At 33.4% G+C, this 12,318-nt stretch carries 13 protein-coding genes; 3 read left to right on the top strand and 10 right to left on the bottom strand.

What is annotated here, in order from left to right; all coding sequences use genetic code 11:
• Positions 1–1,046: 1,046 nt before the first annotated feature.
• From IEV57_RS16805 to IEV57_RS16845, 9 genes are all read right to left on the bottom strand, one after another.
• Entirely contained in the window at positions 1,047–1,886 is an 840-nt protein-coding gene (locus tag IEV57_RS16805) for an alpha/beta hydrolase (RefSeq protein WP_188444210.1), read from the bottom strand.
• Between the two features lie 1,121 nt (positions 1,887–3,007).
• A complete protein-coding gene (locus IEV57_RS16810; protein WP_188444211.1) occupies positions 3,008–3,700 on the bottom strand; it encodes a DUF4386 domain-containing protein in 693 nt (230 codons plus the stop codon).
• Between the two features lie 94 nt (positions 3,701–3,794).
• Positions 3,795–5,048, bottom strand: a complete 1,254-nt coding sequence (locus IEV57_RS16815; RefSeq protein ID WP_188444212.1) for an alpha/beta hydrolase-fold protein — start codon at positions 5,046–5,048, stop codon at positions 3,795–3,797.
• Positions 5,049–5,115: 67 nt separating this feature from the next.
• Positions 5,116–6,153 carry a serine hydrolase domain-containing protein gene (locus tag IEV57_RS16820; protein ID WP_188444213.1) on the bottom strand — a complete coding sequence of 346 codons (1,038 nt, stop codon included), beginning with the start codon at positions 6,151–6,153 and terminating at the stop codon, positions 5,116–5,118.
• A 139-nt stretch (positions 6,154–6,292) separates the two neighbouring features.
• Complete coding sequence (locus tag IEV57_RS16825; protein WP_188444214.1) at positions 6,293–6,499, bottom strand: hypothetical protein; 207 nt, start codon at positions 6,497–6,499, stop codon at positions 6,293–6,295.
• Positions 6,500–6,818: 319 nt separating this feature from the next.
• Positions 6,819–7,331 (bottom strand): hypothetical protein, encoded by a 513-nt coding sequence (locus IEV57_RS16830; protein WP_188444215.1) that lies wholly within the window; start codon positions 7,329–7,331, stop codon positions 6,819–6,821.
• A gap of 201 nt (positions 7,332–7,532) precedes the next feature.
• On the bottom strand, positions 7,533–7,985 hold the full coding sequence (locus IEV57_RS16835; RefSeq protein WP_188444216.1) for a hypothetical protein: 453 nt from the start codon (positions 7,983–7,985) through the stop codon (positions 7,533–7,535).
• Positions 7,986–8,099: 114 nt separating this feature from the next.
• Positions 8,100–8,756: a hypothetical protein gene (locus IEV57_RS16840; protein ID WP_188444217.1), complete on the bottom strand. Its 657-nt coding sequence runs from the start codon at positions 8,754–8,756 to the stop codon at positions 8,100–8,102.
• Positions 8,740–9,231 carry an RNA polymerase sigma factor gene (locus IEV57_RS16845; protein WP_188444218.1) on the bottom strand — a complete coding sequence of 164 codons (492 nt, stop codon included), beginning with the start codon at positions 9,229–9,231 and terminating at the stop codon, positions 8,740–8,742. Before IEV57_RS16845 ends, IEV57_RS16840 begins: the two co-directional genes overlap by 17 nt.
• Before the next feature lie 531 nt (positions 9,232–9,762).
• Between IEV57_RS16845 and IEV57_RS16850 the strand changes: the two genes are divergently transcribed.
• The 3 genes from IEV57_RS16850 to IEV57_RS16860 are packed head-to-tail and all read left to right on the top strand — an operon-like array spanning position 9,763 to position 11,465.
• Positions 9,763–10,377 (top strand): SDR family NAD(P)-dependent oxidoreductase, encoded by a 615-nt coding sequence (locus tag IEV57_RS16850; RefSeq protein ID WP_262891054.1) that lies wholly within the window; start codon positions 9,763–9,765, stop codon positions 10,375–10,377.
• Between the two features lie 12 nt (positions 10,378–10,389).
• Entirely contained in the window at positions 10,390–10,887 is a 498-nt protein-coding gene (locus tag IEV57_RS16855; RefSeq protein ID WP_188444219.1) for a hypothetical protein, read from the top strand.
• Positions 10,884–11,465, top strand: coding sequence for a hypothetical protein (locus IEV57_RS16860; protein WP_229744548.1), 582 nt, complete (start codon positions 10,884–10,886; stop codon positions 11,463–11,465). Before IEV57_RS16855 ends, IEV57_RS16860 begins: the two co-directional genes overlap by 4 nt.
• Before the next feature lie 100 nt (positions 11,466–11,565).
• Here IEV57_RS16860 and IEV57_RS16865 read toward each other — a convergent pair whose 3' ends face one another.
• Positions 11,566–12,315 carry a hypothetical protein gene (locus tag IEV57_RS16865; protein ID WP_188444220.1) on the bottom strand — a complete coding sequence of 250 codons (750 nt, stop codon included), beginning with the start codon at positions 12,313–12,315 and terminating at the stop codon, positions 11,566–11,568.
• Positions 12,316–12,318 lie beyond the last annotated feature (3 nt).

Genomic DNA, 12,318 nt, shown 5'->3' on the forward strand with positions numbered 1-12,318 from the left:
GAGAAATTCATTTATAAATCAAAACGTAGTTATTAAAAGGATGACTTAATATAAAATTTTTTATTTACTCAGTCAAGATTTTATATAACTTTTCTTAAAAATTAACACAGATAATCTGAAGTTTGTTAGTTACAATGGAAAAAAACCTGATTTAGCTTAGTTCCGAGATTCATTGATATTAGGCCCGCCACAGCGGAGAAGTAATTCATAGACATTGAATATATGCGAGCAATCTCCCATGGAATTGAAGCTACCTGAGAAGAAGCGTATAATTAAAATAATCAATACGTATATCAGCTTTTCCAATCAATAACCACTTAAAAACAATCGAAAAACCATATTTGAATGGGTCGTGAACCCTAAACGGTTGACTCTTGTGCGCCTAGTTGACAATTATGAGCAAGATCACTTGTAACAAAATCAATTCCTGATATGATTGTATATAATTATATTTTTATTGAGGTTCTTCAGAAATCCTTTTAATTACAAGTACGAACTCTCTCTCAATTTTTTTCCTTTTCGCCAACAATTCTGCATATTGTTCAATTCTTGATATGCTAGTTTTCTCAGTTTTTGCAAGTTTAATGTAACTCCGTCCAAACTTTTTGCTGGAATCATTTATGCTATAATTAACTCAAAGGCTCCTTCATATTTATTCAATGCTTTTTGAAGTCATTAGGGAACGACCAAAAACCAGTATAAAACCTCTCAAAATCTTTTGGAGATAAAAGGTTAGGTTAACACTGAATGAAACCGAGCTTTTGGTGGAAAGGCTTCAAAAAAAAATTGAAGTATCGTTTTGATATGTAGATCAGCAATAGACCGCTATAATCCAATTGAGGAACTTTTTAAAAGTTGAGTCAAGAAATAAAATAAACTGCTCTTATGTGCAATTTTGAGTTGAAGGTCCGAGTTTATTGGAGATTAGTTTTTGAATAGAAAAAATTGAAAGTTTTGAAAACTTAGAGATAGGAGAGAATATTGCACTTTAATTTTTTAGAGATTGAAATCTAATAAGTTCGTTGTATGTCTTGTTATTTGCAATCTTATTTTACTTCTAACCAGCCTAAAGATTGAATAAATAGATCGGCTTCCATAATTGTTCTTTGATAGTTTTCAATGTTTTTAAAATTAAAGAATCCATGACTTTGACCTTCATATAAATTTAATTCACAAATACTTCCTACTTTTTTCATGGCCATGGTGTAGTATTCTATCGTTTCTACTGGAATCAACTGATCTTCAGTTCCTATTAGGATTATCGTTGGCGGTGCACCTCTTCTTATATTGTGTAAGGGAGAAAAATAGGGGTATTGCTCCTTGATTCGTTCGTAGCCATATCCTGCTGGACCATTGTCAATTACAGGGTTGAATAAAATTAGAGCATTTGGTTTGCAACTTATTTCTAGATCATCTGTAGGTTCATTATAACCTTCAGTCAACGCTGTGGCAGCTGCTAGCTGCCCACCTGCGGATCCTCCAGCCGCTATAATTCTGTCTTGATCAATTCCTAAACTATCTGCATTTTTCCGTAAAAACCTGATCGCTGATTTTGCATCTCTCAATGAAGCAAATGGGGAGGTCCCATGTCTTGTAAAAACACGATAATCGACTAAAGCTGTTGCTAAGCCTCTTTTAGAGAAGTACTCAGCATGTGGTCGGAATTGCTCAATTGTTCCAGTATTCCAACCTCCTCCGAAGTAAAATACGATCAACGGTACTGATTGATCAGACTTTGAATCAGGTAACTGGAATTCAATGTAGAGTGAATCCTGCCCTACTGTCTTATAAAGCAATTGAGATTGTCCCCAAACAACTTGATGTTCAAAAAGTAAAGTGATCAGGAGAGTAAATGACTTTAAAATCCAAATTGGAAGTTCTTTCATGTCTTATTGTTTGTTTTGATGGTCAAATAGGATTGATCGAAAACTAATGGAGTGATTCCCTACAACCTATCAGTTAGAGGGCCTTTAATAACCCTTTGTATAGATTTAATTCAGTGCTATCTGTCAGGTAAGGTTTTTTATATGCTATAATTTTATGCCTTGAATGAATTGAAGTTTTGAAAAATTGGAGTTTTGATTTTGGTGTAATCTTCCCCTCGAATCTTTTCAAATATACTAAATTTCATCAAAACCATAAGAATCAAAAGAGCTGCCTAATTGCTTAAAAAGAACTCAATGCTCAATGTTTATATCCGAAATAGCCTAGGTGACAGGATTTACCAATCAACAATATTTTGGAATGGAGTTTAAAATGAGTCCAACTGAATCCATCAAAAATAGGCAAACCAAGAAGATGTCTTACATGATATCCAAAAACCCTAGTTGAATATTGGGAAGATGACCCCGAAATTATAGTTTCAATAATCAGAAAATGGATGCTGGAACAAAATATAGACTGGAATGAGGTTTGGAGCTATCAGTTTCACTTGGGTTTTCCTGAAATAATATGGTTTAAGGTAAATGGAGAAATCTTTGATATGTTTGATCGAATGGACCTGTAGACAACTTGACTGAAGTAAAGCATTCACAGCATTACCATAAGTGAAGCAATTCTTATCCAATTGATTGGAATAAGTTAGTATTTGATTGAATTGTGTTAAAATGTTTTTTACTCTCATAGCTTAAAACTCAGCTTATACCTGTCTTTAATGTTATAGAATAATTTAAGCTATTATCCTTTGAATGGTAGAAAAGTGAAAGCTCTATTGGTGTGGAGCGCAACGGAACAGCAAATGTGCTTGAAAGAGCGTCTGGATTTTAAAATTTTGACTTACGCAAAGAAAATCGCTTAATTTAAGCTCAACTCCAATTATTGGATTTAATTATTCTTTCAGACCATTATATGATCAGGTTTTTTAACATAATAGAATGTATCATTTTACATCCTAGGGCCTAAGAATCAAAGGAGTTCTATCTTGATCCAAAATTCAAATTTTTATTTATTTACTTCACTTTTAGTGATTAAACCACTATTATTTATATAAATTGTTGCAGCAAGTTTATTAACCTATTTGTAATTCCTCTGTCCTTGAACCTTTAATGAGGAGCCAAAGCATAAATACCAATTCACCCAATGCAGTAACCACAGTAAAGCTTGTATTGAAATCCGGATACAAAAACACTTTTAAATGGCCAACGACATAACCTAACCCAGCGATGATTAATAACCAACCCATTATTTTGGGTATATATCCTGCTTTTAATACCAAAAAGCCAAGAAGAATAAGATATAGACCAAATAACACTAGGCCGAAAAACCATTCATATTTATAAGATTTTATATAAAATAGCATTAACTCTGAAATTTGCTCCTGAGAATTTGAAATAAAGTAGGAAGACCCTTTTGTTAGGGCAAAAACCTTAATCAAATTTGTTACGGAAACAAGATAAACCCCAGTGTATAGCAAGCGAAACCAAGCTGTGAGTAAGGAAAGATTTTTACTTACAGGCTTTAAAAATATATAAAGTGCCCAAGCCACAACAATATCGGCTACTATTGTAATAAAGATCAGAAATATAGCAACATTAAACAAGAATGAATTATTTGTGATATTAGATGCAGTTTCTAATGCATTATTTGGATTTACTAAATCTGGGATTATTTTAAATTCGGCAAATGGAACCGTTAATGTCATCATTAAAAGTCCAATTCCAGCTATTATTGCTGATTTTGAAAGTGAGATATCTTTATTCATATTATAATTTGAATTAGTCTTTTGTCTCAATATTTTTTCTAAATAATATATCTGGAAGATAAATTAATTCGTGCCTATATTTTTTTTAGACCTTCTATTTTTTCTTAAGTGATTCTATCCTTTTTTTATAATAATTATCTCCACTAATTTCAAAAGCTTTAGTTACAAACTTTAGAGCATTGCCATTATCACCATTTCTTTCATAATAATCTGCCATAGAATCATAGGTATTTGCACTTTCAGGATAATACTCCATGGCAAGTTCAAAGTACATTTTCGATTTTTCTTGTTGTTGCATATCCATATTCATGTAACCTGACATAATTAAAAGTTCTTCTGGATAAGGTGGTTCGGCATATCCAAAATGGTCTTTGAGCTTCTTTTCCCTATATTTTACTATACTAAAAAGCTCTTCTTTAGGTGTGTCAAATGAATTTATTTTATCAGTGTTTTCCATTTGATACCATTCAAAAATTGAAATTAAACCGTCCATGATAGACGGAAGAGGAATGGTTCCATGTATATCTCTGGGATAAAATTTCCATTTAAAAGTCAATCCGTTTTTAACGTTTTCCTCTACTAGTTTTGAAAAGGCAATATTCGAACGGGAGAACAAAGTGAAGTTCGTTGTGTCCTGCATCACATTATCGATTGTTACCTCTGAGTCCTGCAAATTCAATTGCCCGCTCAAAGAAATGAACAAAGCTTTGTTTTCATGTTTCTGAGTGGCAAGGATCTCATCTGCTTCTTTCAATAATTTTTGATTATCCCAATCCAGACTTGGGTCGATGGCTAAGTAATTCGCAAATAAACCAGGTTGATTAATTAACGTGGAAATAGTAAACAAGCCTCCATAAGAATGACCAATTAATGTTCTATAGTGGGTAACTGGATATTTGTTTTCTATAAAAGGAATAAGTTCTGTTTCGACAAACTTTCTAAAATTATCAGCTTCCCCATTTTTTTCATTAAAAGGCATCCCAAATTGGGTATTTATGGTTGATGTGGTTAAATCCCTTAATCTGTTTTTTTTATTGGAGATGCCGACCAGTACCATTTCGGGCATAAATCCGCCACTGTAAAAATGATGCACAGCGTTAAGTGTTGGAAGAAATATTTCTCCATCTAAAATAAAGGATACCGGATATTTCTGCTTTTTCTCAGGGTTGTAGCTGTCGGGAAGTTGAATGTAGATTTTTCTTGACTCGTTTAGGACCCCAGAAAAGAGACTATCCAAAACACCTACTTTTTGTAAAAACTGTTGGTTTTCATTTGTCTGAGCATTTCCAAACTGTTGAATGAGGATGATGATTCCGAAAGTCAAAATTGCTTGTAAGATGTGTTTCATTTTGTTATTTTAATATCACTGAGTTATATTTTTAGTATTTTCATTGTCATAATTTCTAACAGAACTACTAGCTATTTTGCTTCTTTAGTATTTTTACAATTCGGCTATAGACCATTTCCGCTATACTCCATTCATACCCATCAAAGTTGGTAGTATTATTGAATTGGATGACTACCATATCCATATCTTTGTGGTATTTCGCGATACTCTGATAGCCAGGGAGCAAACCTGTATGTTCGTACACGTAAATAGAAGAATATATCTCCTGTTCCCCCTCCTTAAATACCGAGCCATCGTTTAATGCCTTCAAAAATTTACCCACATCCTCAGCAGTAGCTAGCATTAAGCCTGTGTCTTCATACTTAAAATCTTTATCAACGCCAACATAATTGCCACTCATCACGTCGTCTAAATCCACTTCGCTAAGCGAACCGAAAGTGTTTTTCAGCCCAAGTGGGTTTAAGATTTCGTCTTTTATGTATTGTTGGTGTGGATAGCCCAATATTTTATCCATGAGGTCTTCAATCAACATGTAATTGGTATTTGAATAACCATAATCTTCACCCGGTTCAAAGTCAGCAGGCAAATCCAGTCCGTAATCAAGTATTTCTTGTCGGCCTTTTGGAGGTTTTTTCCAATAATCTGGATGGTCCACGAAATTGGGAATGCCACTGCGATGCTGAAGCATCATTCTCAAGGTGATTTTGTCCGAATATTGAATTCTTCCGGCGAGTTCTGGAAAATATACAGCGAGTGTTTTATCTAAAGATAAACGCCCTTCTTTAACTAATTTGGCGGTAGCAACAGCCAAATATAATTTGGTGATACTGCCAATCTTAAATAGCGCTTGCGGGTAGGCAGGTATTTTATTTTCTCGGTCGTGCCAGCCTGCGGCATAAAACTCTGGTGGCTTTCCAGTTTGATCCACGTAAACAATCAGACCATCAAATCCATATTCAATTGCTTCATCTATTTGTTCTTGAACCGTATCAGGGAGTGGTAAAATCCAAGCCTTTACCAAAATCCATGGTACGAAGTACAAGGAGCCTATGCTTGCAAGAATAAATACGGTTCTGAGTATTCGTTTTGTTTTTTTCTTTTTCAAAATATTCTTTTTTTCTTGGTGGTGCACTTTTATTAAATTGGTTATTAGTCGTGTTTTGTATGGTTTACTATATGTGTTGGCTGTTGCTTGTATTCATTTTTTATTTTTAACGAACTATTTCCAAAATACAACAAGAAATTTAATTCATGGCAATTGGAAACATCGTATGTTCTATCTCTTTATATTCATTCATTTTACCTGTTTTACATTCTTGAAATAAATGGGTCAGGTTTTCTAACTCCATCACCTTATATTTCTTATTCCCACCTTTGATTAAAGCATTTCGTATGGTACTTTGATTGGTGCTTGTATTAACTTGAGTTTCCTTGCTTCCATTTAAAGACAATATAGGAATAGTTAATTTTTCAAATTCATCAGCTGGATTATAGTATGAGAAATAGACGTTCCAAGGTTTTTAAACAGTTTCGGTTTCATTCTGAATGAATTTTCTGATATTCTCATCAGGTGCACCTAAAGATTTTAAAATTGGAGTTGAATAAGTGTTATTATGTGCTGTTAACTATTTTCTTTCGTAGACTCTCCGAAGTCTCGATCATCAAAACGCAATACAGCAATGCCTTTACGTGTATGGTAATCTGAAAGCACTAAAAAAGGCTTGTGGGTAGGAATGCTTCCATCTCTGTCGTGTCTTCCACTTCCACTGATTAAATAACCACTGGGAATTTCTCTCTTCCTATTGGACGTGTAATTGTTGCTGCCTGTACTAAAATAGCCCTGGGATTTTCAAAAATAACTTCTTCCTCAAAATATAGATAGAGCTTTTCCGGCACTTGTGGTCTGCTGAGGGCTGCACTTTTTGGATTTCCCTTTTTTAAATTTAAAATGAGCTTAGTACCACCTTCAGTATATTCGTCTTCAATTAACTGTGTGGTTTCGTTTAATTTTCCTTCGTATTTCATACCAACATTTGAACCGTCGATATTTAGTGCTCCATTTTTAAAAGTGGTCGCTTTTGGTTTAATGCCAGATATATCAAAATTAGGGACAGCCATAGTTGTATTATAAGCTCCACCATTTCTCTCAAAAAGAAAAACAAAGGTTATTTCTTTATTGTCTGGGTTGGTTGCAATTCCATGCCACACCCCTGAAATATCTTGTGAAAGTACATTCATGACTGAGAATGCTGTTAAAAGTGTTGTTATTATTAATGATTTCATCTATTTATAATTTGTTTTTAGAGTTTAGATGGAATCTCGCACATTTTACAATCATTCCAGTGTTTGTCGCTTTCGTCATGTTCGATTCCATATTTGTTAAATTTTAAACATAGATATCCTAACCAAAATTTTTTGGGGAAATTCATTTGAAAATAATAGTTTAAGTAATCAGGGGATAGAGAATGTTTGCAGTGGTATTTGTTAAATCAAATTTCCTCCAGCTTTTACCTGAGAATCCATATAACGACCGATTACTATACCAACTAGCAAACCAAGGCTAATTCCAAAGGCGATTCCTAAAGACCGCTCAAGACTTGATAATAACAAAACTCCAATAAGCACTCCAAAAGATGAACCAATAGCTATACCCAAATTAGTATAATGTCCAATTGAAGTTAAAGAAAACGTATCCTTTAAGTATTTTTCAAATTTACGAAATGCTTTTGCGAAGTACTTTTTCCTATTCCTAGGATTCGATCCTAAATTTAAATTCTTCAATTCAGTTTCGATAGATTGAATTTCTTCTTTTGAGAATCCTCTATTTTTCAATTCGTGCAGAACATGCAGAAATTTTTCATAAATTTTTATTTCAGAAGTTGCAGAAGTTTCAGTTTTTAAACTTTCGAAAAAGTTTGTTGCCTCTTGTAATGTCATACCACTTAATTTTATTGTTTTTTATTTAGTGGCTGGAGGCAAAAAATATTACACAAAAAACCATCTTTTTTTTAAATCTAAAAAAGCTTTTAAATCAAGTCTTGAGAGGGGTTTTTAACTGCGTAAACTTTCTAAATCAGTCATTAATTCATCCAATTTTCTCAATACCCTTCCGTAAATTATGTTCAAATCCCAACTATAAATCCGGCCACCAAAATATGCCAATAGCCCCATAATTAAGACGGCAATGATTATAGCCATCAAGGGTATTCCAAGAATCAAATAGGTTTCCGGAAAACGTATTAGAGTTTTATCAACAAGTCTATGTCCCAGGTCAGTGCCTTCAGCATCTTTAAACCAAAACCCCAAAACAAAAGACAAAAAGAAAATGGGATACATAAATTTAGAGAATCGCTTATTAATGGCTATTTGTTTTTTGATCCAATTGCTGAAAGCCTTGAGGTATTGATAGCTATTTTGTCCTTGATCAATCCTTTCCAATTTATTCAACAAATTCTTGTTTATAAAGACATGCACCATCAGCGTTATAAAAAATAGTGCTCCCATTACCGGAATGTCCAAATAATAGGAAATAATCAGAAAGAGAAATGATCCTATTACAATTGCGATCAAGTTGTTGCGAAACATCCGCTTGAACTTATCAATGATATGAATTGATTTTTGGTTGTAAAGGTTATCTATCTCCGGTGCTATTAAGTTATCATTCTTTTGAAAGCCTTCTTTCCAAATATTTTCAATTGATCTTTCCATCTAATATTTTTTTTAATCTCATTTTAATTCTTTGAACACGAACACCAATATTGTTTGGATTTGTACCCATAATATCAGCGATTTCCTGATATGATTTTTCTTCTAAATAGAGCATGATAATGGCTCTATCAATTTCTGATAGTTTTCGAATAGCATCATAGAGCAGATTTAGAGATTCGTCAGAAAATGCATAATTGTCTTCTGTTTCTTGAGCAGGCAAAGAATCGGATACAAAAGGCTGACTGTTGCTTTTCTTTTTCTTCAATAAAGTCAAACAAACATTTAGCGAAATTCGATAAACCCAAGTGCTCCATTGGGATTCCTCACGAAAGTTTTCTTTACTCCTCCAAATTTGCAAACATACTTCCTGGTAATAATCTTCAAAATCCTCTTGTGAATTGGTATATGCCCTACACAATTTGATGATTATTCCAGAAAAAGGAAGTATAGATGTTTTATAAAAATCGGAACTCAAATCTGCTTTTTTTTATTTAGTGGCTCAAATCTTGAAATATTACATTAAAATTAGAATTTTCTAAAGATATTTTTTAGGACATTAGATAATCCAAAACCTGTGTTAGTACCAGTCGTTCTGTCCTTCATTTTTTAGATAATTGTCAATCTCATTGTCAGCGTATTTTTTTTGTTCTGTCGTAAATTTATAGACACTGCTGTCGAGCTAGCAATGCATAAAACCGTCATAACACTTTCCAATGTGTTTTTCTTGGGTATAAATCTGGAAATGGCAAACATCACTGTTGTCTAGGTATTTTTTCAGTAGTTCTATAATTTCATATTTGCTGTCAGACGTGATAAGCAATTTAAGTCCACCGTCCCAAATAGGAAACTGTCCGAATTTTGTGTCTTTATATATATAGCTGTCATACCGAGAAGATTTAAAAACTTCCATTTGTATGTCTAACATGCAGTTTTGTATGGGATTAATAGATTGATTTTTTATTTCAGCTAATTTATAGTTCTTAAATGTAATTATTGTCCAGTTGCACTGCAATTCTACCATACAGCTGTCTGGGGATTGTTCAATAATGCTGATTTTGGTGAATATGGGCCTTTGGAAGCATTTAGTAGGGATAAAATTCTAAGACAGTTCAATACTAATGTTATTGGGCTTTTAGATGTTACTAAAGTTGTTTTACCTCATTTTAGACAAAATAAAAAAGGTATTATCATCAATATTTCTTCGATAGGAGGGAAGATGACTTTTCCTTTGGGTACATTGTACCATGGGACAAAATTTGCAGTAGAGGGAATTTCCGAATCACTTTACTATGAAGTAGGGCAATTTGGAGGACAGGTGAAAATTGTTGAACCAGGTATGATAGCAACGGATTTTAGTGGAAGATCTTTTGATTTTAGTAATGATGAAAGTATGACAGAATATCAAAATATTGTCGGTGCTTTGATGACAGCTATGCCATCAATGGCTCAAAATGCTTCTCCAGCAAATACAGTGGCGGAAATAATCTTTGAAGCTGCTACAGATGGCAAAAATCAACTGCGGTATACTGCTGGTGAAGATGCTAAAACCCTTATGGCAAACCGTCAACAATATGATGATGCTATATTCCTAGGTGGTATTAAATCACAATTTGGACTTTAAATTAATAGAAAGATGAATTTAATTGAGAAGTATTTCAATGCTGAAAAAGCTGAAAGCTTATTATTTATAGGTTTCGGTATTCTCGCCGTAATTATATCCATTTATTTCTTCTTTGTTATAAAAGAGACCTTTTGGAAAGGTATAGCCATTCCTCTAGTCTTTTTTTCTATAGTTCAAATAATTATCGGGGCAACAGTTTTTACAAGAAGTCCTGTAGATAATGCGAGAGTAGAAAATATATTAAAGCAAGAATTTCATAAAATTCAATCAGAAGAAATTCCAAGGATGGAGAAGGTGATGAATAACTTTGTTAATTATCGCTATTTTGAAATAGCCATGATGTTTTTTGGGATTGTTTTAATGTATGCCTTATCAAATTATGGATTTTGGAAAGGCTTCGGATTGGGGCTTTTTCTTCAATGTGCGGTCTTATTATCTTTAGATTTCTTTGCAGAAAAACGGGGTCATTTTTACGTTGAACATTTGAAAGAATTAGTTGAAAGGAAATGAGAGAAGTAATTCATCTTCGTAGCGTTGCGGACTTATATAAATTATTCAATCTGGGGAACAGTCATCACCCATTAGTAGCTGTTTTAGATTTCAGTAAAGTAAGTGAACAGGTGGAGGGGAATTCTAAAATTTCTACTGACTTCTATTCTGTTATGTTCAAAAACTATTGTAAGAATAATGTCAAATATGGCAGAAAACCAATTGACTTTCAAGACGGTAATTTAATATGTATTGCACCCAATCAAACTATTGAAATAGATAATGAAATTGAACAGCATGAGAAGATGATGGGTTGGGGTTTGTTTTTTCATCCTGACTTAATCAGGGCAACTTCATTGAATGATAAATTAAAAAGTCACAGCTTTTTTCATTACGAGGTTTCAGAAGCACTTCATCTTTCTGACAAAGAAAAAACTATTCTATTTGAATGTGTTCAAAAAATTCAAGCTGAACTTCAAGAAAATATTGATGTTCATAGCCAATATATTATTGTATCAACTATTGAACTATTACTGAACTATTGTTCACGGTTTTATTGTAGGCAGATGATTACAAGAAGCTACACTAACAAAATGTGACAACTTTTTTCAGGCGCTATCAACGGAGTAGTCGATTAATAATTGCATATTTATTAGTGAAATCATTGTAAACTGGAGTCTTTGCAGATAATCGTAAATCCTATTTATGCCTAAACCAACAATCTTCTCGATTGGATTCGTATGACTTAAATCGAGTATTGACTGGGTATCCATGTGTCAATCGCTCTTTGAAATAAGTCCTAGCGATATAATTAAACGCTCCCATGTCTAGGGTAAAAGGTGTCTTATTGCTAATGGTATATTCTAGATGAATCTGTGAAAGCAGTTCTAAAAATGGAATGATAACCTGAATGCTTCCACCAATGACTCCACAATTCAACAAGGTTTGGGTTTGGTTTTCTTCTTCAAATTCCAAAAACCCTGGAACCAAAGCTCGTAAATGGTTGCAATGATCAAACATCCAGCGATTGTTTAATTTTTCCTCTTCATCACCGCAGAATAAACTGTCAGGTTTTTGCGCAAAAAGGAGCTCTTCAAAAGGGTTTTTTATAACTTCAACATCTGCGATATCTGTCATAAATAGATGTTGAATGCTTTCTTGGTTCTTTTTCAAAAAATCCAAATAGACAATATATCGGTAAACATTCGCATTCAATCGTTTATCGAAATCTACCTTTACAAATTGAATATGCTTTGCATTAGCTTGCTTGATGGTCTCCTCAGAGAAATTATTGTGAAAAACAACTCCTCTTAGATTCAGTTTTTGAATGGATTCGCACCACTTTTGTATTATTCGAAAATCATCAGCTGGTAGCAATTCATTGCGATTGACGTCATAGACCCCAGTAAAAAGAGAAGCAAAAATTACATTTCCTGAAGTTTGAATCATGGT

The organism is Belliella aquatica (assembly GCF_014637795.1).
GTDB classification, from domain to species: domain Bacteria; phylum Bacteroidota; class Bacteroidia; order Cytophagales; family Cyclobacteriaceae; genus Belliella; species Belliella aquatica.